Origin of the sequence: Variovorax sp. RO1 (assembly GCF_002849325.1) — a bacterium.
Classification (GTDB): domain Bacteria; phylum Pseudomonadota; class Gammaproteobacteria; order Burkholderiales; family Burkholderiaceae_C; genus Variovorax.
This window is the reverse complement of record NZ_PKMT01000001.1, coordinates 1,880,263-1,901,088: the sequence shown is the minus strand read 5'-3', so window position 1 is coordinate 1,901,088 and position 20,826 is coordinate 1,880,263. Positions and strand designations below refer to the sequence as shown.

Here is a 20,826-nt window from a genome sequence, read left to right as displayed (position 1 = left end):
CAAGGACCTTCCATGCTCCACGGCTACATCCCGCCCCACCGCTTCCTGCCTTACCTGAGCTGGACCGAAATCGCCGCGCTGCCCGAGCGCGAAGACACCGTCATCGTGCTGCCGTGCGGCGCGATCGAGCAGCACGGCCCGCACCTGCCGTGCTCGGTCGACAGCGTCATCGCGTCCGGCGTGATGGGCAAGGCACTCGAAAAATTGCCGGCCGAGGTGCGCGCCTTTGCGCTGCCACCGATCACCTACGGCAAGTCGGAGGAGCACCTGCACTTTCCCGGCACGATGACGCTCACGGGCACGACGCTGCTGTCGACCGTGATCGAAATCGGCGAGTCGGTGTACCGCTCGGGCTTTCGCAAACTGCTGTTCGCCAACGGGCACGGCGGCCAGCCGCAGGTGCTGGAGATGGCGGCGCGCGAACTGCGCCTGCGCCATGGCGACTTCGTGATCGTGCCGCACGGCGTGTCGCGCCTGCCCAGCGCGGCGAGCCAACAGGTCAGCGAGCAGGAAAAGAAGCTCGCGATGCACGCGGGCCATTCCGAGACCGCGCTGATGCTCGCGCTGGCCCCCGACACCGTGCACATGGAACGCGCGGTGGCCAACTTTCCGCCGCCCTTCCCGATCAAGCTGCTGTCGGCCGACGGCCGCCCCGCCTGCGCCTGGACCGCGCGCGACTTCGGCCCCAGCGGCGTGATCGGCGACCCCACCAGCGCCACGCGCGAACAGGGCCTGGCGATCCTGGACACGCTCTCGGACAGCTGGGCGCAGGCGCTGACCGAGCTGTACGCGCTGCGCTGGATCGTGCGCGAAGAAGCCACCTGGGAGCGCGGCCACCAGCAGGGCTTCATTCAACAGTCGTTCGAGCCCGCCTGAGCCGCGCCCGCAGCGGTCCATCTTTTTTCAACCCGTTCTTCCACCCGCCTTCAAGAGGTTCCCACCATGCGCTCCTTCGCTCTTTCCCTGGCCGGCGCCGCCGCGCTCGCCCTGTCCGCTGCCGCACCGGCCCAGGCCCAGGACAAGTTCACGTACATGACCAACTGGTATGCGCAGGCCGAGCACGGCGGCTTCTATCAGGCGGTCGCGCAGGGCATCTACAAGAAGCATGGCTTGGACGTGACCCTCAAGATGGGCGGCCCGCAGGTCAACATCACGCAGATGATGGCCGCGGGCCAGGCCGACTGCATCATGGGATCGAGCGACATCCAGATGATGCAGGTGCGCGAAGGCGGTGTACCGGTGGTCAACGTGGCGGCCTTCTTCCAGAAAGACCCGCAGGTGCTGATCGCGCACGACGACGTCAAGAAGTTCGAAGACCTGAAGGGCAAGACGCTGCTCATCGGCGCGCAGGCCAACCGCGGCTACTGGCCCTGGCTCAAGGCCCGCTTCGGCCTGAAGGACGAACAGACGCGCCCCTACACCTTCAACATCCAGCCCTTCGTGGCCGACGCGAACACCGCGCAGCAGGGCTACCTGACCTCCGAGCCCTACGCGATCCAGAAGGCCGGCGTGAAGAGCACCGTGCTCATGTTCAGCGACCACGGCTATCCCTCGTACGCCGTCACCGTGTCGTGCATGGACAAGACGGTGAAGGAGCGCAGCAAGCAGGTCGCCGCCTTCGTGAAGGCCTCGGCCGAAGGCTGGAAGAGCTACCTGGCCGATCCGGCACCGGCCAACGCGCTGATCAAGAAAGACAACCCCAACATGACCGACGACCAGCTGGCCTATAGCGTGGCCAAGCTGAAGGAGATGGGCATGGTCACGGGCGGCGACGCGGCCAAGCTCGGCATCGGCGTGATCACCGATGCGCGCGCCAAGGCGAGCTACGACTTCCTGGTCGCCTCCAAGCTGCTCGACCCCGCCAAGGTCGACCTGGCCAAGACCTACACGACCGAGTTCGTGAAAGACGCCAAGGTCTTGCCCTGAATCTCGCCGCGCCATGAACCGCATCGAACCCCACACCCTCGCGCCGCCGGTGGCGCCCGCCGTGCCCGCGGTGGAAATCCTCTCGGCCGAGAAGACCTACCCCAACGGCACGCAGGCGCTGCTGCCGGTGGACCTGTCGATTGCCGAGGGCGAGTTCGTCACGCTGCTCGGCCCCTCGGGCTGCGGCAAGAGCACGCTGCTCAAGATGGTGGCGGGGATGCTCGAGCCCAGCGACGGCCGCTTGCTGGTGTGGCGCAAGCCCGTGAGCCAGCTGCATGACAGCACGCGAAAGATGTCGTTCGTGTTCCAGTCGGCCACGCTGATGCCCTGGGCCAGCGTGCAGACCAACGTGCGCCTTCCGCTGGACCTGGCCGGCGTGCCGCGCAAGGAAGCCGATGCGCGCGTGGCGGAGTCGCTCGCGCTGGTGGGCTTGGAAAAGTTTGCCGACGCCTTGCCGCGTGCGCTGTCGGGCGGCATGCAGATGCGCGTGTCGATTGCGCGCGGCCTTGTCACGCAGCCCGACCTGCTGCTGATGGACGAGCCCTTCGGTGCGCTCGACGAGATCACGCGCCACAAGCTCGACGCCGACCTGCTCGACCTGTGGCGCAAGAAGAAGCTCACGGTGATCTTCGTGACGCACTCGATCCACGAGGCGGTGTTCCTGTCGAGCCGCGTGGTGATGATGGCCGCGCGGCCGGGTCGCGTGGTCGAGCAGTTCCAGATCGACGAACCCTACCCACGCAAGGCCGACTTCATGGTCACGCCCGGGTTCGCGCGCTACGCGAAGCAGTTGCAGGACAGCCTGCTGCGCGCCAGCACCACCGAAGAAGAGGCCGCGCCATGAAGACAGCGACGAAACCCGCGACGCCCCTGCTGAGCCAGCCGCGCGTGCAGCGCGTGCTCTACCCCGTGCTCATCGGCGTGGTACTGGTGGCGCTGTGGCAGTGGATGGTGGTGGCGATGGAGCTGCCGCCCTACCTCGTGCCCTCGCCCTATCTCATGATGCAGACGCTGGTGACCGACTGGGCACCGCTGGGCAGCGCGCTGCTGGTCACGCTGAAGATCACGGTGCTGTCGTTCGCACTGGCCACGGTGGCGGGCGTGCTGATCTCGTTCCTGTTCGTGCAGAGCAAGCGCATCGAGACCGCGCTCTTTCCGTATGCGGTGCTGCTGCAGGTCACGCCGATCGTGGCCGTGGCGCCGCTGATCATCATCTGGGTGAAGAACCCGGTGGCGGCCATGACGGTGTGCGCGGCGCTGGTGGCGCTGTTTCCCATCATCAGCAACACCACGCTGGGCCTGCGCAGCATCGACCCCGACCTGCAGAGCTACTTCAAGCTGAACCGCGCCACGCGCTGGCAGCAGCTGGTGCGGCTGCGCATTCCGAGCGCGCTGCCGTACTTTTTTGGCGGGCTGCGCATCTCCAGCGGCCTCGCGCTGATCGGCGCGGTGGTGGCGGAGTTTGTCGCGGGCACGGGCGGCTCGGGTGCGGGGCTGGCCTACCAGATCCTGCAGGCGGGCTTCCAGCTGAACATTCCGCGCATGTTCGCGGCCCTGCTGCTCATCTCTCTTACCGGCGTCGCGCTCTTCGTGCTGATGGCCTGGCTCACCAAGGTGGCGCTGGGCTCGTGGCATGCGAGCGAACTTTCCCAGGATTGACATTGACCATGAACGCTCCCGCTTCCACCATCGAACAACTGCTGCTCGAACTCCCCGACCTCGACTGGATCACCGACGAGGGCCGCGTCACGCGCTTGTCGCAAGACTTCTCTTGGTTCAGCCCGGTGCTCACGCGCCAGCTGAAAGACAAGCGCGCCGACGTCGTGGTTCGCCCGCGCACCGAGGACGAAATCCGCGCCGTGGTCGGCGCCTGCGCACGCCGCAGCGTGCCCATCACCATCCGCGGCAGCGGCACCGGCAACTACGGCCAGACCACGCCGCTCGCGGGCGGCGTGGTACTCGACATGACCGGCCACAACGCCTGCCTGTGGGTGCAGCCCGGCGTGGCGCGCGCGCAGGCCGGCATCCGCCTGGGCGAACTCGAGAAGCAGACCAAGCCCACCGGCCAGGAGCTGCGCTGCGTGCCGTCCACCTACCGCAGCGCGACCTTGGGGGGCCTCTTCGGCGGCGGCTTCGGCGGCGTGGGCTCGATCAACTACGGGCCGTTGAGCGCGCCGGGCAACGTGATCGGCATCCGCGCGATGACCATCGAGGCCGAGCCGCAGGTGGTCGAACTGCGCGGCCCCGACGCCATGCGCATGCACCACCTGTGGGGCACCAACGGCCTTGTGCTCGAGCTGGAGATCGCGCTGGCGCCCGCCCACCCGTGGCTCGAAACGCTGGTGACCTTCGACAGCTTCGAGCACGCGCTGAACTTCGCCGACAAGCTCGCGAACGCGCCGGGCATCATCAAGCGTGGCGTGACCTTCTTCGCCGCGCCGGTCGCCGACCACCTCGCGCAGCTGGCCGCGCACCTGCCCAAGGGCTGCCACACCGTGCTGTCGCTGGTGGCCGAGTCGAACGAGCCCGCGATGATGCTGCTGGTGGAAGCGCATGGGGGCACCGTCGGTTACCGCAAGACCGCGGCCGAGGTGCAGAAGAGCAACCGCACGCTGATGGAGTTCACCTGGAACCACACGACGCTGCACGCGCTGAAGATCGACCCGACGCTGACCTACCTGCAGAGCGGCTTCATCCCCGGCAAACATGTCGAGCAGATCATCGAGATGGAAAAGCTGCTGGGCAGCGAGGTCCTGATGCACGTCGAGTTCCTGCGCAACGTGGCGGGCCTCCTGACCTGCAGCGGGCTGCAGCTGGTGCGCTTCAGCACCGAGGCGCGGCTCAACGAAATCATCGACATCCACCGCGCCCACCAGGTGCACATCAACAACCCGCACGTGAACATCGTGGAAGACGGCAAGGCCGGTGGGCCGCTGCCACCCGAAGTGATCGAGGTGAAGAAGCGCTTCGATCCGATGGGGCTGCTCAACCCGGGCAAGCTGCGGGACTGGCCGGTGCCTGTCGCGGGTTGAGGCCCATCAGCTGGCGGGACGGGCCTCGCTACCGATCAGTGCGCAGCGTCCATGCGCAACCGGTACGCCACGCCATCGCGGCCCGGGTCGGCGCCGCCGTGCAGGCCATCGGCCTGTGCCTGCACGCCGTGCACCCAGCCGATGGTGTAGTTGTACGGGTTGCGGCCAATGGCGTAGCCCTGGGCTTCCAGCGCGCGCGTGGTGGACCGCGGAATGCGGTTGCACACGTCGATGGAATTGCTGGTGGACGAGAAGCGCGGCGCCGACACGGCCGCCTGCATTTCCATGCCGTGGTCGATCACGTTGAGCAGCACCTGCAGCACGCCCATGGCGATCTGCGTGCCGCCGGGGGCGCCGAGCACCACGTCGAGTTCGCCGTCCTTGAAGGTCATGGTGGGGCATGACGAGGTGAAGCGGCTCTTGCCCGGCTGGATGCTGCCCGCGCGGCCCGGGCGCGGGTCGAACACGCCCATGCAGCCGTTGTAGAGGAAGCCCATGCCCGGGGTGATGATGCCCGAGGGCATGGCCAGCGAGTGGGTCAGGGAGACGGCGTTGCCGTCGGCGTCGACCACGCTCAGGTGCGTGGTGTCGCGCGGCACGGGCGCGCCGGGGTTCACGCGCGCCACGTTGAAGCGATGGCCCGCGCGGATCTGCCCGGCCACATCGCGGGCCATGTCCTTGGACAGCAACTGATCGAGCGGCACGTCGAAGAACTTCGGGTCGCCGATGCAGCGGTCCTTGTCGATCGTCGCCTTCTTCATGGCCTCGCACACCGTCTGCAGGTAGGCGGGGCTGTTGTGCGCCAGGCCTGCCAGATCGAAGTGCTCGAGGATGTTGAGCATCTCCAGCAGCATGGCGCCGCCGCCCGGGGGCTGGTTGGTGGTGATGGTGCGGTCGCGGTAGCGGCCCACCAGCGGCGCGTTGCGCTGCACCTGATAGCGGGCCAGGTCGTCATGCGTGATCAGCGCGCCCAGCGACTGCAGGTGCGTCACCATCTTGTGCGCCAGGTCGCCCTGGTAGAACGGGCGCGCGCCCTCTTCGGCAATCTGGCGCAGCACGGCGGCCATGCCTTCGTTGCGCAGCGGCGCACCGATGGGCTGGGGGCGGCCGTCGGGGCGGCAGTACAGCTCGCGGCTGTCTTCGCAGTACTGCAGGCGCTCCAGGTTGCCGACGCGGCCCATGGTGGGCTCATCGATCCAGAAGGCATGCATGCCGGGGCGCACGAAGTAGCCGTCCGCGGCCCAGCGGATGGCGGGCTCCACCACCTGCCGCCACGGCAGTCGGCCGTGCGCCTGGTGCATGGCCTCCAGGCCCTTGAGCGTGGCCGGCGTACCGATGGACTGGGGGCCGATGTCGTTGACGCGGCCCTTGAGGATGAAACCGAAGCCGTCCTTCGTCTCACCCTCCAGCAGGTGCGCCCACATGTCTTCCCTGACCGCCAGCGGCGCGGGCGAGTGGAAGTCGAAATACTCATGCACCTGCGCGCCGGGCAGGTACACGGCGGCGGTGCCAAAACCTGCGATGCCGCACATCAGCGGATCGACCACCGTCTGCGCCAGCGCGGTGGCCACGGCGGCATCCACCGCGTTGCCGCCTGCGCGCAGGATGTCGATGCCCGATTCGGCGGCCTCCGGCTGCGGGCAGACCACCATTGCTTCTTTTTTCATGACTTGTGCTGACGAACCCCTTGCTGCGTCGTCGACACAACAAGGGGTGAGGATGGGAAGAAAAGGGAGCGGCGCTTGCGCGGATCGCCGGCTTACTTGGCGCTGAGGTTCAGCGCCCCGAGCGTGGGACCCCAGGCCTTGGTGTCACGCGCCGCCGTTTCCATGACCAGCGCAGAAGGACCCGACATGGCAATCACGCCCATGCTCTTGAGCTTGGCCTGCACGTCGGGACTCTTGTGGAAGGCGGCAGTCGCCTTGTTGAGTTTTTCCACGATGTCGGGCGGCGTGCCGGCGCGTGCCACCACGGCACTCCAGCCCATGTTGTCGAAGCCCTTCACGCCCAGCTCGCCCAGCGTGGGCACGTCGGGCAGCTCGGGGGTGCGCTGCGGCGACAACACGGCCAGTGGATTGAGCTTGTGGTTCTTGATGTGGGGCAGCGCCGTGCCATACACCGGTGCCATCACTTCGGTCTGCCCGCCGATGGTGGCCAGGATGCCGTCGGCCTCGCCCTTGTAAGGGATGTGGGTCATCGAAATGCCCAGGGCATTGCTCACCAACTCGACAGCGAGATGGGTGGAGTTGCCCAGGCCGGCGGACGCGAAGTTCAGCTTGCCGGGCGCCGCCTTGGCTTTGTCCGTCAGGTCCTTGAGCGTCTTGATGCCCGTGGCCGGATTGGCCGACAGCACGAACGGCACCGTGGTCAGCATGGTCACGCCCACAAAATCCTTCTCGGGGTTGTAGGGCAGCGGCTTGTAGGTGAACTGGTTGAGCACCATCAGCGACACGCTGCCCAACAGCAGCGTGTAGCCATCGGCGGGCGCATTCAGCACGGTCTGTGCAGCAATGATGCCGCCCGCGCCGGGCTTGTTCTCCACCACGATGGTGGCGCCGATGGCCCTGCCAGCGTGCTCGGCCCACAGGCGCGCGATCGTGTCGCTGCTGCCGCCCGGCGCCTGCGATACGACCAGGCGCACAGGCCGGCTGGGGTAGGAGGCTTGCGCGTACACGGAGGTGGCCGTGGTGACCGTGACGGCCGCAACCGCGACACCCATCAGGATCTTGTAGACGTTCGTGATTGCTTCAGGCACAGGAATTCCTCTGAGGGTCTGATATAAAAGATGAAGTAATTTTCATGACAACGCTGCCATCCACCTAGTGAAAATGCAAAATGGAACCATGAAGGTTTACTCATGATCGAGCGTTCAGAAGGCCTCTCCTGGGCCCGGGGCATCAAGGTCCGGCATCTGGAATCCTTTCTGGTGCTGGACGAGGCGGGCACGCTGACCGAAGCGGCGGCGCGGCTGCACATGACGCAATCGGCCATGTCGCACTGGCTGGCAGAACTCGAACGCGTGGCGGGCACGCCGCTGGTGGTGCGCGGACGCAAGGTGCAGCTGACGCCCGCGGGGCATCTGCTCAAGCGGCTGGCCATCACCGTGCTGGGCGACATTGTCCGCACCGGCCGCGAGATGCATGCGGTGGCCGCGGGACGCGTGCCGCGTCTGAACGTAGGCAGCGTCTGGGCCGGCATCGCCGGCGGCCTGCCCGAAGCCGTGACCGCATTCCAGCAGCGCCATGCCGATGTGGCCGTGTCCATTCACGACGGGCTGTTCGACGATCTGCTCAAGGGCCTGGACACGCGTGCCATGGATGCCGTGATCGGCGTTCTGGATGCCAGGGCGCACCAGCCGCAGCTGGCGCATCACGTGCTCTTCGACGACCAGGTGAGCATCGTCATCGGCCAGGGCAGCAAGCACTGGAAAAGCAACCAGCCGCTGGGCTTTGCCGACGTGCTGCGCGAGCAATGGGTGATGCCGCCCCTTGGCACGCTCACCCGCATCCAGATGGATGCCTACCTCATCGAGCAACAGGCATCGTGGCTGGTGCCCAAGGCAGAAACCGCCTCGCTGGCCATGATGCAGGCCCTGCTGCACAAGGGCGACTATGTCGGCGTGTGTGCGGAATCCATGGCGGACTACATGGCCTCGCTGGGGCTGTTCCGGAAGATCGCCACTGATTCGAACATCCGCTTCGGTCCCATCACCGTGGTGTGGAACCGCGAGCACGTCTCGGCCACGCTCATGGACTTCATTGACTGCCTGAAGGCGCATGCGCGAGGCTTGCCTGCCGCACACGTGCAGGAGGCGCCCGGCGCTTAGCGGCCCGCGAAGGCAAGTGCCTCAGTTCGATTCGGAAGCCTCGTAGACCACCACTGCCGCGGCCAGGTCCTCCAAGGCGGTGCCTACGGCCTTGAAGACGGTTCGCCCATCACGATCGGCGCGTCCCTGAATCCTGCCCGCGGCCAGGTCGGCCAACTCCCCCACCACATCGTCGGCAGCGAACACGCCGCGCGACATCGGCCCGAGCAGTTCGCCACTCTTTTGCAGCGCTTCTTGCGTATCGACAAACAGACGTGCGCCCGCAAAGCAGGCATCGTCGGCTTCGCGCATCTGCGGCGTGAAGCTGCCGATCAGGTCGAGGTGGCTGCGAGGCCGCAGCCACGCGCCCTGCACCACCGGCTGCGTGGCGAGCGTGGCACAGCTCACGATGTCGACGTCGTTCACCGCCTTGGCGAGGTCGGGCGCAACGGCCGCCTCGATGTTCTGCGCGCACAGCCGCGCAGCGAGTGCCTTGGCCGCAGATTCGTCGCGGTCCCACACCACCACGCGCTCGAGGGGACGCACGGCACGGTAGGCCTCGGGAATCAGACTGCCGACACGCCCGCAGCCGACGACCAGCAGGCTGCGCGCATCGGTAGGCGCGAGGTAGGACGCGGCCAGGGCCGATGCGGCAGCGGTGCGGCGCGACGTGATCTCGTTGCCGTCGATCTGCGCCAGCGGCTCGCCCGTGCTGGCGTCGTACAGCACATAGGTCGAGAACAGCCCAGGCAGGCCGCGCCGCGCGTTGTCCGGGAAGATGGTCACCGTCTTGATGCCCAGGTAGCGGTCGTGCTGCCACGCCGGCATGACCAGCACGGTGCGGGGCGAGGCGTCCGCCCCGGCCTGGAGCGAATGCGTGTGCCGCAAAGGCACCTCGCAGCCAGCGATGAACATCTCCCGCAGGGCCGGGATCAGGCGGTCGAAGGGCAATGCACGGCGGGTGCTTTCGGTATCGATGATTTTCATGGGGTCGCGGATGGAATCAGGTGGATGAAAGTGCCGGCCGTCAGGCCTCGAGCACCACGTCTTCGAGCGGGACGGCCTGGCAGGCAAGGCACACGGCCGGGTCTTCCGGTTCGCTGCCGTGCAGATGGCGCACCTTGCCGCTCAGCAGGCGCACGGCGCAGCTCTCGCACTGGCCCACACGGCAGCCGCTGGCCATCTGCACGCCGAGCGATTCGCCAAAGGTCAGCAACGTGCCCTGCCGGGGCGTCCACGTCGCGGGGGCGTGGCCCGAGCGCGCGAAGCTGACGGTGAAGCACTGGTCGCCGTCGGTGGGTGGCGTGGTGGGCGAGCGGAACACCTCGCTGAAGATGTCGAAGCGCGGAACGCCCCGCGCCACCAGTCCGGTGGTCACCGCGTCCATCATGGCCGGCGGTCCGCACAGGTAGAAACGGGCGCGCTGCGCGATCAACGCGTCGTCCACCACGCTCGCGTCGATGAAGCGGTCCGACTGGTAGTCGATGCCCTGACGTTCCTGCGGCTGTGGTGCGTTGTAGTGGTCGACGACCTGCAACTGCGGCAGACGCGCGCGGTGCTGCGCGATGCGCTCGCGAAACGCGTGGGTCGCGCCGTTCTGGTTGGCGTAGTAGAGCCAGATGGCCGGCCTCTGCGCGCCGTCGGGCAGCGATTCAAGCAGGCTGATGAAGGGCGTGATGCCGATGCCTCCCGCGAAGAAGACCAGCGGTTGCGGCGAATGGCGCGGCAGCACGAAGCCGCCGGACGGCGCCCGCAGCGCGAGGGTGTCGCCGACCTTCAGCGCGCGATGCAGATGGCTCGACACGCGCCCCTCGTGCGGCGTGCCGTCGGCCGAGCGGCCGCGCTGGTGGCGCACGGCCACGCTGTAGCTGCGCCGGCCCGGCACCTCGGCCGCGCCTGTGAGCGAGTAGGCACGCGTGACCTGCGTGCCGTCGTCCAGATGCAATTGCATCTCGACGTGCTGACCGGGTCGGTAGTCGGGCAGTTCGCCGCCGTCGACCGCTTCGAAGTGGATGCCCAGCACACCGTCGGCCTCGGACCGCAGCGCGCTGATGCGGAAGGGGCGGTAGCCGGACCACTTGCGCTGCCGCATCTCTGTCGCCGGGTCGCGTTCGATGTCGCAGAGAAAGGAGCGATGCGGCACCGAGCCGCTCACTGGATCGCAGCTGTCAGCGGATATCAGCGCGTTGAAGTTGCTGCCCAATGCGCCTTCGATTGGCAGGCCGTCGCGGTCGAGCTCGGGGCAGCTCTGCCACCAGCCGAACTCGGCCACGATGACGTCGTCGGCCAGCTGAGGCGTGACGCGTGCGACGAAGCGGGCCTCGCCCACGCGCGTGCGGATGCGCATCCAGTCACCGTCCACGATGCCTTTGGCGGCCGCCAGCGCGGGGCTCAGTTCGGCCACCGGATCGGGCGCGCGCTTGCGCAGCGAGGCCAGGCTGCGGTGCTGGCTGTGGCAATAGAAGCCGTTCTTGGCCGAACTCAGCACATAGGGAAAGCGGCCCTGGCGCGTGGCCTTCGCATCGCGCGGCGTGTCGGCCGGTTCGACGAAGGTGGCGACCGGCGGCTGGCCGTGGCGCAGCAGGGTTTCGGAATAGAGCTCGACGCGGCGCGTCGGGGTGTCGAAGCCACGCACGCCGGTGGGCGTGGCGCGGGCGTACTTCTGCTCGCTCGCGTCGATGGCGCAGGCCATGCCTTCGGGCCGGGCGCGCAACTGGTCGACCGTGAGGCCGAGCGGCTCGAGCATGTGGTTCCATCCCGCGTCGAGGCTGCCGCCGAAGAAGCCGTCGCCCATGCCCAGTCGAACGGCCAGGTCGAACAGCACGTCGTTGTCGGATCGCGATTCACCGCGTGGCGTCACCATGCGCTGGCGCAACTGCACCCAGCCGGCGGCGCGGTCGTCGATCTCGAAGCCGATGCGCAGGCCTTCGCGCTCCCAGGGCGTATTGACCGGCAGCAGGATGTCGGCGTACCGGGCGGCGGGTGTTTCGAACAGATCGCAGTGCACGTGGAATTCGAGCTGCGACAGTGCCTGGTGCGCGAGCGCGGTGTCGGCCTGCGACACGGGCAGGTTGGTGCCGAAGGCCATCATCGCGCGCACCTTGTAGGGCTCGCCTTCGAGCATCGCGCGGTAGGTGTCGCGCGCCGTCACCCACCCGTGTGCGGGAGGGCCGATCGGGCGCTCCGCCAGGCCGAGGGCCTTGGCGCGCTGCGTGTCAGGCAGCAGGGAGAGCGCGTTGACGGCGTTGACGCGCGGGCCGACGCGAACGCGGTTCGCGCCGATGCGGTCGAAGCTGCCGCACAGCGCATACAACGTGGCGACCGCGCGCTCGGCTTGCGTCGCGTTGGTGTGCTGGCCGATGCCAGTCCAGGCGTGGTAGGCCACGCGGCGGCAGGTGCCAAAAAGCTCAGCGACCGCGCGCAACGAAGCTTGCGCAACGCCGGTGATGCGCTCGACATTCGGCGGCGTGTAGGCGGCGCAGCCCTGGGCCAGCAGTTCGAAGGCTGGCGCGCACGACAGGCGATGTGCGCCCACGTCGATCTCGACCGCACCGCGCAGGCGGAAGTGGGCGGCATCCTGGTCGTGCGCCGCCTGCTCGGTGTCATAGGGCACCGCGCAGGCGAGTGCGTCGTTCCACGCCATGAAGCGGTTGCCCTGGGCTTCGGGCCACAGGTCCTGCTCGCGCAGGAAGTGTCCGTTGTCGCCGCGCACCAGCAACGGGGCATTGGTCCACGCGCGCACGAAGCCTTCGTCGAAGCGCGCGTCCGCGATCAGCAGGTGGACCAGCCCCAGCGCCAGTGCCGCATCGGTGCCGGGCCGCACGGGCAGCCAGGTGTCGGCCTGCCGCGCGAGCGCGGTGGGGCGCGGATCGATCACCACCATCTTCGCGCCGTTCGCGCGGCCTCGGCCGATGGCATTGGCCTGTGCCAGCCAGGTGTTCGCGGGGTTGTGACCCCACAGCACGATCAGGTCGGCCTGCGCGTAGTCGGCCGCGGGCATGCCGCAACCGAAGGTGAAGGCGTGCGCGAAGTCCTTGTGCCAGTTGCAGACCTCGGTCGCATAGCAGATGTTGGGGCTGCCGAAAAGGCGCACGAAGCGCTCGATCCAGTCGATGCTGTCCGTCAATGACGTGCCGCTGGGCGTGGTCACGGCGAACACCACCGACTCGGCGCCGCTCTCGGCCTTGATGGCGCCCAGGCGCTGCGCGGTCTCGGCCAGTGCCTCGTCCCAGCCGATGCGCACCCAGCCCGGGTCCGCGTCGGTCTTGGGCCGGGTGCGGCGCATCGGGTAGCGCAGCCGGTGCGGACTGTGCACCAGTTCGGGCGCGGCCTTGCCCTTCATGCACATCGCCTGGCCGGTGGGGTGCGAGGCGTCGGGCCGTACCGACACCAGCATGCCGCCCTGCACCTCGTTGAGCGTGCCGCAGCGCGAACGGCAGAGCGTGCAGTAGCCCTGTTTGGTTTGCGTGGGCGCCGTCGTCGTCATCACTTGCATGCGAAATCTGGGCGGCTCAAGGCATCACCGGCGCGACATAGCTCAGCGTGCGCCCGAAGGCCCAGAGCATGAAGAGCACCAGCGGCGCATGCACCAGCAACTGCAGGAAGGTAAAGCCCACGATGTCGCGCGCCTTCAGCGACAGCACGCCCAGCAGCGGCAGCATCCAGAACGGGTTGATCAGGTTGGGCAGCGCCTCGGCCGCGTTGTAGACCTGCACGGCCCAGCCCAGATGCACCTTCAGGTCGTTGGCCGCCTGCATGACATAGGGCGCCTCGATGATCCACTTGCCCCCACCCGAGGGAATGAAGAAGCCCAGCACGGCGGAATACGCGCCCATCACCACGGCGAAGCTGTCGACGCTGGAAATGCTCACGAACAGGTGCGCGATGCGGTCCGACAGCGTGATGCCGCCGTCGCCTTTTGCTGCGGTCAACATGGCTGCGATGGCACCGTACAGCGGGAACTGGATGATCACGCCCGCCGTCGACGGCACCGCACGCGACACCGCGTCCAGAAAGCTGCGCGGGCGCCAGTGCAGCAGCAGCCCGATCATGAGGAACAGCAGGTTGTAGGTGTTGAGGCCCGAGATCGCGATCAGCGGGCTCTTGGCCATGAACTCCTGCGCCAGCCAGCCGAAGCCCAGCGCGCACAGGAGCAGCGTGAGCAGCGGGCTGCGCTCGAACCACTCGCCGGGGCGGCGCTCGGCGGGCTCGGAGGCAGCGGGCTTGGCTTCCGTGAGGTCCACGCCCAGGTCTTGCGCCGTGACCGCGTGCTTCGCGTCCGGCGCCGACCACAGTGCGATGGCCACCGACACGACCATCAGCACCAGCGCCATGGCGACCGACTGCCACAGGAAGATGGTCTGGCTGAACGGGATCACGCCGGTGATGTCGAGAATGCTCTTGGGCAGGCTGCTGGCGTTGGCCTGCAGCTGCGCCGCCGACGAACTGAGCCCCAACGCCCAGGTTGCGCCCATGCCGAGGTAGGCCGCCGCGCCGCCGGCGCGGTAATCCATGCGCAGGTCGAGCCGGCCGGCCAGCGCGCGCACATAGAGCGCGCTGAAGATCAGCGAAATGCCCCAGTTGAAGAGCGACAGGATCATGCTGATCGCCGCCACGTACGCGATGGCCTGGCGCCCCGACACGGGCAGTGCGGCCAGCTTTCGGATGAGTCGCGCGGCCGGCGGCGAGGTCGCCACCACGTAGCCGCCGATGGCCACCAGCGCCATCTGCATCGTGAAAACAATGAGGCTCCAGAAGCCGTCGCCGAAAGACTTGGCCACCGCCTGCGGGCTCGATCCGTTCAGCAGCGCGGCACCCGCGACCACCACCACGGCGATGGCCGCGAACACGAAGGCGTCGGGAAACCAGCGTTCGGCCCAGGCGGTGAAGCGCAGGCCCAGGCGGCTCAACAGCCCGGCATCGGCAGAGGCCTCGTGGGGTACCGGAGGATGGGCGCCGGGGCCGGCGGAAGTGTGTGATGTCGATGGCATGGGGGTCTCCTGCTGCTACTGCTTCTGGAACGGTGGGCGTCCTCGTCACACGCCTGACATGGCGTGCTGCCCGGATGTTAGGAATTGCCATCGACAATTCATAATCTCTATTTTCAATAGAGCGATATAGGATTCGTCTATGTCGATAACGATCAAGCAGCTGCAACACTTCGTGGCTGCGGCGCACACGGGCCAGGTGTCCCGCGCAGCCCAGCGCTGCTATGTGAGCCAGCCGTCGCTGACCACGTCGCTCAAGAACCTGGAGAGCACTCTGAAGGTGCAGCTCTTTACGCGGCACTCCGACGGGCTGCGGCTCACGGTGCAGGGCGAAGGCTTTCTTCGGCACGCGGAGCACATGCTGCACACGCTCGAGGCGGCGGTGGAGGAAACGCGCAACTCGGTGTCGGCGGTCGAGGGGCGGGTGCAGATCGCCATCACCGACACCGTGTCCGAATACATGCTGCCGAAGATCATCGGCGCGATGCGCAGGCAACTGCCGCTGGTCGAGTTCGAGCCCGTGGAGCGCAACCGGCTCGAGATCGAGAACGGCCTGCGCAGCGGCGAATTCGACCTGGCCGTGGTCCTGGTGTCGAACCTCTCGCGCGCGCCGGACATCCGGCGCGAGAACCTGCTGAAGTCGGAACGCCGCCTGTGGACGTCGTTCGACCATCCGCTGGTGACACAGAAGTCGGTGTCGCTGCGCGAGATCGCGCAGATGCCCTTCGTGCTGCTGGACATGGACGAGCACGTGGACACCGTGAGCCGCTACTGGAGCGCGATGAAGCTCAAGCCCAAGGTCGTGTTCCGCACCAAATCGATCGAGGCCGTGCGCAGCCTCGTTGCACAGAACGTGGGCGTGACCATCTTGTCGGACCTGGTGTTTCGCCCGTGGTCGCACGATGGCGGGCGCATCCGCCGGACGGTGGTGTCGAGCGCGGTGCCCTCGATGGACCTGGGACTGGCCTACCGGCGCGGAGCCGTTCTGTCGGAGGCCACGGCAGCCTCTGCGAGCACCTTGCGGTTGCTGGCCAAGACGCTGACGAGAGAGTCACAGCCGCGCATGGATGACGAGCCGCAGTAGCTTTCTCGCCGCGGCGGTCCGCCGCGCGCGCGCATGGGACCCAAGTCCTATGCGGCAGGAATTTCATGCGTGGAAATCGACTTGTCGAAGAGGGAGGCGATGCGGCCGCCCGCCATCGGGCATGCCAGAAAGCACCGCGCCCGTCAGTCCCACGTCCGATTCCCACCCCGCTGAAATTGCCGCCGGTACGCAGAAGGCGTCGCCCCCACGATCTGTCCGAAACGGCGCGCGAACTGCGTGGGCTCGCCGAAGCCGGTGCTCTCGCCGATCTCCGCCGCGGAGGCGCCGGTGAACACTAGCAACGTCTTGGCGCGCTCGATCCGGCGTTCGGTCACCAGCTCCAGGAAGGTCTTGCCCGTTTCGCTCTTCAGCAGGTGAGCCAGGTGCGTGGGCGACACATGGCTCACCTGCGCCGCGTCCGCCAGGTTCAGCTCCTGCGCGAGGTTGCGGCTGATGTAGCGGATGCAGCGCAGCACCGCCGGCCGGTACGACTGCAGGGCCAGCCCCTGCGCCTCGCAGTTGCGAAACTCCTCGCCGTAGCGCCGCCACACCATGCCGATCAGGTGCAGCAGATGGCTGCGAATCAGCAGGTGGCTGGCGGTGTCTTCGCCCGGCGGCCGCTGCGCTTCCTGCGCCATGCGTTCGCACAGCGCCTGCAGCTGCTGGGTCTCGGTGTCATCGAAGCGGAAATCCAGGCAATGCTGGAACCGGAACGGCGCGAGCTCGGGCGCGCGTGACAACGGCACCTCCGACAGCTCGAACACGTCGAGGTCCAGCGACGGCAGCAGGTAGTCCTTGCTGATGTTGATCACATGGAACACGCCATCGGCCGCGTTCGGGATGTAGTGCACCAGAAACGGCAGCACGAAGCTCACCGTGCCGGCGCCGATGACGCGCTGGTTGCCGCCGATGTAGTGTGTGGTCTCGCCCCGCGTGTTGACGTAGATCTGGAAGTACTCGTGCCGGTGCGGCACCGGATTCGGCAGGCAGTTGCTCTGGTCGTGAATGCCGAAATAGGCGCGCTGTGCCCGCGCCGCCATCGTGTAGTTGCTGATGGCGGCACGCGCGGCACCAGCGCGGGGCGGCGGCACGAATTCGTCGGGGAAAGGCGTGGGTGGCATGAAGGGCTGATCTCAAGATCGCAAGGATTGCATATCTTTGCGCAAGCCTGCGCGTTGAGGTGAGAAGGCCTCGTTCCTAGACTCTAGCCACTCCTTTCCAAACCATCCAGAGAGACAAACCCATGTCCCCCCAACCGACGGCCGAGCGCGCGACCAATACCCGTAGCGACGCCCTTCAAGTCCAGCCCATCTCCATCGACATCGTGGACAGCGACCAGCGCTTTCCGGTGCGCCGCGTCTACTGCGTGGGCCGCAACTACCTGGCGCACATCCGGGAGATGAAGGAAGGCGACGAGCGCGATCCGCCGTTCTTCTTCCAGAAGCCGTCCGACTCGGTGGTGACCGACGGGCGCGTGCCCTACCCCACGCTGACGAACGACTTCCAGTTCGAGTTCGAACTCGTCGTGGCCATCGGCAGCGACGCATCGAACGTGTCGCCCGAAGACGCGCTGGACCACGTCTTTGGCTACGCCGCAGGCCTGGACATGACCCGGCGTGACCGCCAGCGCGAATGCAACAAGCGCGGCCTGCCGTGGGAACAGGGCAAGTCGTTCGACCACTCGGCGCCCTGCGGCCCGATCCACCCGGTGGCGAAGGTCGGGCACATCCGTTCGGGAACGCTGAACCTTTCGGTGAACGGCGCGGTGCGGCAAGACTCGGTGCTCGAAAAGATGATCTGGAATGTCCATGAAATCGTCAGCGAGTTGTCCAAGCAATACCGCCTGCTGCCCGGCGACCTGATCTTCACCGGCACGCCCGAAGGGGTCGGCCCGGTGCAGCGCGGCGACAAGCTCACCGGCCGCATCGACGGGCTCGCGCCCCTGCAGGTCGAGATCGTCTGAGCCCGCAACCGCAGCACACGGAGACCCCATGAAACCACTCGAACGCATCTCGTACTCGTCCATCGCGGACCGCCCCGCACTGAAGCTGCCCGGCGGCAAGCGGCTGGCCGTCTGGGTCATCGTCAACGTCGAGGAATGGAACATCGACGAGACCATGCCCCGCACGGTGCTGACGCCACCGGCGGGCGGTTCACCGATGCCCGACATTCCGAACTGGGCCTGGCACGAGTACGGCAACCGCGTCGGCTTCTGGCGCATGCTCGAAGTGATCGACGCGCTCGGCATCAACGCCACGCTCGCCATCAACGGCTCGGCCATCGGCGCCTACGAGCCCATCGCCCGGGCGGCGAAGGAGCGCCAGTGGGAGTTCATCGGCCACGGTTTCGGGCAACGCAACATGCAGAAGGTGCCCGACGAGGTCGAGGACATCGCCAAGACCACCGAGGCCATTCGCGCCTACACCGGCAAGCGCCCGCGCGGCTGGCTCGGCCCGGGGCTCACCGAGACCTGGCACACGCCGGACATCCTGGCCGAGCAAGGCTACGAGTACGTGTGCGACTGGGTGCTCGACGACCAACCCGTGCGGCTGAAGACGCGCGACGGCGGCTCGATCGTGAACGTGCCCTACACGCAGGAATGCAACGACGTGGCGATGATGCTGATCCAGCACCACAAGGCCAGCGAGTACCGCGACCGCGCCATCGACCAGTTCGAACAGCTCTACGCGGACGCGAAAGATTCGGCCCGCGTCATGGCGCTGGTGGTGCACCCCTACATCATGGGCGCGCCGCACCGCCTGCGTTACTTCCGCGAGGCGCTGGCGCACATCCAGCAACACGACGACGTGGCCTTCATGACCGGCGAGCAGATCCTCGACTGGTACGGCGCCGCAAGCCCCGCAGGCACCGCGGCGTGACCCTTCGCCGGCACAGCGCCGGCGACCCCGTGCAACGAACGAACAACAAACAGATTTCTCGCTCGACGAGAAGGAGACGACACGTGCATTCCTCAACCTCGGTCATTTCCCCTGCCGCCGGTGGCGCGCGCCGCGAGGCGCCCATCACCGCGCTGGAGATCGGCATGTTCCTCGTGCTGCTCGCCTCGTACGCGCTCAACGCGATGGACCGGCAGATCTTTCCGCTCATTGCCGCGGACGTGCGCAAGGAGTTCGGCTTCAGCCTGGCAGACACCGGCCTGCTGTCGACCATCTTCACGCTGGGCATGGCGGTGGCCGGCGTCCCGACGGGCTACCTGCTGGCGCGGCTGTCGCGCAAGACGGTGTTGCAGATCGGCATTGCGATCTTCTCGCTGGGCACGCTGCTGGCGGCCTACTCGCACGGCTTCGCCGACATGATCGTCTACCGGGCCGTCACCGGCATCGGCGAGGCGATGCAGCTGACGGTGGTGATCGCCATCGCCGCGAGCTACTTCGCGCGCTACCGGGCCACCGCCGTGGGGGCCATCAACTTCTCTTTCGGCATTGGCGCGATCCTGGGGCCGCTGCTCGGCGGCCAACTGATCGGCGTCGAGCGCGACTGGCGCCTGCCGCTCATCGTGTTCGGCGTGGCGGGCTTCGCGGCCATGGCGATCATCGCGCTCACCGTGAGCAAGCGCATGACCGAGAACGTGGCGGCCACCGGCGGGCGCACCGACCAGCGCGGCGCCACCACGCTGTGGAACCGCAACACGGCCCTGCTGACCGGCATGAGTGTCATCGGCGGGCTCTGCATCTACGGCTACCTGGGCATGTACCCGACCTTCCTGCGCGAGCACCTGCACTACACGCCGTCGGACACCGGCCGCGTGATGAGCACCTTCGGCTTCGGCGTGTTCGCATCGATCTTCGGCGGCTGGCTCGGCGACCGCTTCCATCCCAAGCTCGTGCTCTCGGCGAGCTTCGTGGGCACCGGCCTGCTGGGCTTCCTGATGTTCTCGGGACCCACCGACATGGTGGTGCAGTCGGCGCTGTCCTTCGCGTGGGGCTTCGTGGTGAGCGGCGTGCTCTACGTGAACCTGGCGGGGTATCACATCAAGGCGGTGCATGCCTCGCTCACGAGCCGCGCCACGGGCGTGTTCGTCACCACGCTGTACGGCGCGGGCGCGGTCGCGGGCTTCGTCATCGGCGGCATTGCCTCGCGCTTCGGCTGGAGCACGGCCGGGCTGGTGCAGATCACGCTGCTGGCGGCGATCGGTGTGGGGCTCACGCTGCTGCTGCACACCGACCGGATGTCGCTGCCGGCGCGCAAGCCGTGATGTTGCTCGACGGGGCGCTGCTCGGCGGCGCCGCGGCCCTGGCCGGTGCGCTCAATGCCGTGGCGGGCGGCGGCAGTTTTCTGACCCTGCCGGCGCTGGCGATGGTCGGCGTGCCGCTGGTGTCGGCCAACGCCACAGGCACAGCCGCGCTGCTGCCGGGCTATCTGGCCGGTGCCTGGGCGCTGCGCAAGGAACTGTCGGGCCCGATGTCGCCTTCGCTCCTGCGGTTGGGCGTGTTGTCGGTGCTCGGCGGCGCGGCCGGTGCGGCGCTGCTGCTGTCGACCTCGAACCATGCCTTTGCCCGCATCGTGCCGTGGTTGCTGCTGGCCGCGACGCTGCTCTTCGCGATCGGACCCGGCCTGGTGCGTCGCAGGCTCGCCACGGCCGACAACAACCACACGCCACGAGGTCATTGGATCGCCGACCTGGGCATCGTCGCGGTCGCGGTCTATGGCGGCTACTTCAACGGTGGCCTCGGCATCTTGCTGCTCGCCGTGCTCGGCGCGCTGGGGCACACCGACATGGGGCGCATGAACGGCATCAAGAACTTCGTCTCCGCGATCCTGACGCTCATCGCCGTCGCGATCTACGCGGCCAGTGGCGCGATTGTCTGGACCTACGCGCTGTGGATGGCCCTCGGTGCCACGGTCGGCGGCTATGCCGGCGGCATGCTCGCACGGCGACTGAAGCCCGAGGTGGTGCGCGGCTTCGTCGTGTTGACGGGGTTGGCAATGACCGCGGCGTTTCTTCTCAAGGCGTACTGAGCGGGCTTTCGC

17 protein-coding genes are annotated in these 20,826 nt (G+C 67.5%); 11 read left to right on the top strand and 6 right to left on the bottom strand.

Features of this window, described 5'->3' with window-relative positions:
• Positions 1-12: 12 nt before the first annotated feature.
• The 5 genes from CY658_RS09170 to CY658_RS09150 all read left to right on the top strand — a co-directional run bounded on the left by CY658_RS09170 (position 13) and on the right by CY658_RS09150 (position 4,958).
• Entirely contained in the window at positions 13-876 is an 864-nt protein-coding gene (locus CY658_RS09170; RefSeq protein ID WP_101489806.1) for a creatininase family protein, read from the top strand.
• Between the two features lie 66 nt (positions 877-942).
• Complete coding sequence (locus tag CY658_RS09165; RefSeq protein WP_101489805.1) at positions 943-1,926, top strand: ABC transporter substrate-binding protein; 984 nt, start codon at positions 943-945, stop codon at positions 1,924-1,926.
• 13 nt (positions 1,927-1,939) lie between these two features.
• Positions 1,940-2,770, top strand: a complete 831-nt coding sequence (locus CY658_RS09160; protein ID WP_101489804.1) for an ABC transporter ATP-binding protein — start codon at positions 1,940-1,942, stop codon at positions 2,768-2,770.
• Positions 2,767-3,585 (top strand): ABC transporter permease, encoded by an 819-nt coding sequence (locus CY658_RS09155; RefSeq protein ID WP_101489803.1) that lies wholly within the window; start codon positions 2,767-2,769, stop codon positions 3,583-3,585. Before CY658_RS09160 ends, CY658_RS09155 begins: the two co-directional genes overlap by 4 nt.
• Positions 3,586-3,593: 8 nt before the next feature.
• Complete coding sequence (locus tag CY658_RS09150; RefSeq protein ID WP_101490299.1) at positions 3,594-4,958, top strand: FAD-binding oxidoreductase; 1,365 nt, start codon at positions 3,594-3,596, stop codon at positions 4,956-4,958.
• 35 nt (positions 4,959-4,993) lie between these two features.
• Here CY658_RS09150 and ggt read toward each other — a convergent pair whose 3' ends face one another.
• Together ggt and CY658_RS09140 are read right to left on the bottom strand one after the other, a co-directional pair.
• Positions 4,994-6,625 (bottom strand): gamma-glutamyltransferase, encoded by a 1,632-nt coding sequence (ggt, locus tag CY658_RS09145; RefSeq protein WP_101489802.1) that lies wholly within the window; start codon positions 6,623-6,625, stop codon positions 4,994-4,996.
• A 92-nt stretch (positions 6,626-6,717) separates the two neighbouring features.
• The gene (locus CY658_RS09140) at positions 6,718-7,713 is read right to left on the bottom strand and encodes a Bug family tripartite tricarboxylate transporter substrate binding protein (RefSeq protein ID WP_101489801.1); all 996 of its coding nucleotides are present in this window, start codon (positions 7,711-7,713) and stop codon (positions 6,718-6,720) included.
• 102 nt (positions 7,714-7,815) lie between these two features.
• Here CY658_RS09140 and CY658_RS09135 point away from each other — a divergent pair, with 102 nt between their 5' ends.
• Positions 7,816-8,784 (top strand): LysR family transcriptional regulator, encoded by a 969-nt coding sequence (locus tag CY658_RS09135; RefSeq protein WP_101489800.1) that lies wholly within the window; start codon positions 7,816-7,818, stop codon positions 8,782-8,784.
• Between the two features lie 21 nt (positions 8,785-8,805).
• On the opposite strand, the gene CY658_RS09130 is transcribed toward CY658_RS09135, so the two are convergent.
• Genes CY658_RS09130 through CY658_RS09120 form a run of 3 tightly spaced genes read right to left on the bottom strand, consistent with a single transcriptional unit; the run spans position 8,806 to position 14,753 of the window.
• Positions 8,806-9,750 (bottom strand): ornithine cyclodeaminase family protein, encoded by a 945-nt coding sequence (locus tag CY658_RS09130; RefSeq protein WP_101489799.1) that lies wholly within the window; start codon positions 9,748-9,750, stop codon positions 8,806-8,808.
• A gap of 40 nt (positions 9,751-9,790) precedes the next feature.
• On the bottom strand, positions 9,791-13,258 hold the full coding sequence (locus tag CY658_RS09125; RefSeq protein ID WP_101489798.1) for a molybdopterin-dependent oxidoreductase: 3,468 nt from the start codon (positions 13,256-13,258) through the stop codon (positions 9,791-9,793).
• Positions 13,259-13,274: 16 nt separating this feature from the next.
• Positions 13,275-14,753 (bottom strand): short-chain fatty acid transporter, encoded by a 1,479-nt coding sequence (locus CY658_RS09120; protein WP_257884793.1) that lies wholly within the window; start codon positions 14,751-14,753, stop codon positions 13,275-13,277.
• Between the two features lie 139 nt (positions 14,754-14,892).
• On the opposite strand from CY658_RS09120, the gene CY658_RS09115 reads away from it, so the two are divergent.
• Entirely contained in the window at positions 14,893-15,834 is a 942-nt protein-coding gene (locus tag CY658_RS09115; RefSeq protein ID WP_101489797.1) for a LysR family transcriptional regulator, read from the top strand.
• A 143-nt stretch (positions 15,835-15,977) separates the two neighbouring features.
• On the opposite strand, the gene CY658_RS09110 is transcribed toward CY658_RS09115, so the two are convergent.
• On the bottom strand, positions 15,978-16,955 hold the full coding sequence (locus tag CY658_RS09110) for an AraC family transcriptional regulator (RefSeq protein WP_257884792.1): 978 nt from the start codon (positions 16,953-16,955) through the stop codon (positions 15,978-15,980).
• Between the two features lie 122 nt (positions 16,956-17,077).
• On the opposite strand from CY658_RS09110, the gene CY658_RS09105 reads away from it, so the two are divergent.
• The 4 genes from CY658_RS09105 to CY658_RS09090 all read left to right on the top strand — a co-directional run bounded on the left by CY658_RS09105 (position 17,078) and on the right by CY658_RS09090 (position 20,814).
• Complete coding sequence (locus CY658_RS09105; RefSeq protein WP_101489796.1) at positions 17,078-17,797, top strand: fumarylacetoacetate hydrolase family protein; 720 nt, start codon at positions 17,078-17,080, stop codon at positions 17,795-17,797.
• Positions 17,798-17,825: 28 nt separating this feature from the next.
• Positions 17,826-18,713, top strand: coding sequence for a polysaccharide deacetylase family protein (locus tag CY658_RS09100; protein WP_101489795.1), 888 nt, complete (start codon positions 17,826-17,828; stop codon positions 18,711-18,713).
• An 83-nt stretch (positions 18,714-18,796) separates the two neighbouring features.
• Positions 18,797-20,050, top strand: coding sequence for an MFS transporter (locus CY658_RS09095; protein WP_101489794.1), 1,254 nt, complete (start codon positions 18,797-18,799; stop codon positions 20,048-20,050).
• A gap of 2 nt (positions 20,051-20,052) precedes the next feature.
• Complete coding sequence (locus CY658_RS09090; protein ID WP_180838927.1) at positions 20,053-20,814, top strand: sulfite exporter TauE/SafE family protein; 762 nt, start codon at positions 20,053-20,055, stop codon at positions 20,812-20,814.
• The last annotated feature ends 12 nt before the right edge of the window (positions 20,815-20,826 follow it).

Excerpts from the sequence above, each read along its gene's own strand:
- CY658_RS09170 (WP_101489806.1), top strand. The coding sequence starts at position 13 with ATGCTCCACGGCTACATCCCGCCCCACCGCTTCCTGCCTTACCTGAGC.
- CY658_RS09165 (WP_101489805.1), top strand. The coding sequence starts at position 943 with ATGCGCTCCTTCGCTCTTTCCCTGGCCGGCGCCGCCGCGCTCGCCCTG.
- CY658_RS09160 (WP_101489804.1), top strand. The coding sequence starts at position 1,940 with ATGAACCGCATCGAACCCCACACCCTCGCGCCGCCGGTGGCGCCCGCC.
- CY658_RS09155 (WP_101489803.1), top strand. The coding sequence starts at position 2,767 with ATGAAGACAGCGACGAAACCCGCGACGCCCCTGCTGAGCCAGCCGCGC.
- CY658_RS09150 (WP_101490299.1), top strand. The coding sequence starts at position 3,594 with ATGAACGCTCCCGCTTCCACCATCGAACAACTGCTGCTCGAACTCCCC.
- ggt (WP_101489802.1), bottom strand. The coding sequence starts at position 6,625 with ATGAAAAAAGAAGCAATGGTGGTCTGCCCGCAGCCGGAGGCCGCCGAA.
- CY658_RS09135 (WP_101489800.1), top strand. The coding sequence starts at position 7,816 with ATGATCGAGCGTTCAGAAGGCCTCTCCTGGGCCCGGGGCATCAAGGTC.
- CY658_RS09130 (WP_101489799.1), bottom strand. The coding sequence starts at position 9,750 with ATGAAAATCATCGATACCGAAAGCACCCGCCGTGCATTGCCCTTCGAC.
- CY658_RS09125 (WP_101489798.1), bottom strand. The coding sequence starts at position 13,258 with ATGCAAGTGATGACGACGACGGCGCCCACGCAAACCAAACAGGGCTAC.
- CY658_RS09120 (WP_257884793.1), bottom strand. The coding sequence starts at position 14,753 with ATGCCATCGACATCACACACTTCCGCCGGCCCCGGCGCCCATCCTCCG.
- CY658_RS09115 (WP_101489797.1), top strand. The coding sequence starts at position 14,893 with ATGTCGATAACGATCAAGCAGCTGCAACACTTCGTGGCTGCGGCGCAC.
- CY658_RS09110 (WP_257884792.1), bottom strand. The coding sequence starts at position 16,955 with ATGCCACCCACGCCTTTCCCCGACGAATTCGTGCCGCCGCCCCGCGCT.
- CY658_RS09105 (WP_101489796.1), top strand. The coding sequence starts at position 17,078 with ATGTCCCCCCAACCGACGGCCGAGCGCGCGACCAATACCCGTAGCGAC.
- CY658_RS09100 (WP_101489795.1), top strand. The coding sequence starts at position 17,826 with ATGAAACCACTCGAACGCATCTCGTACTCGTCCATCGCGGACCGCCCC.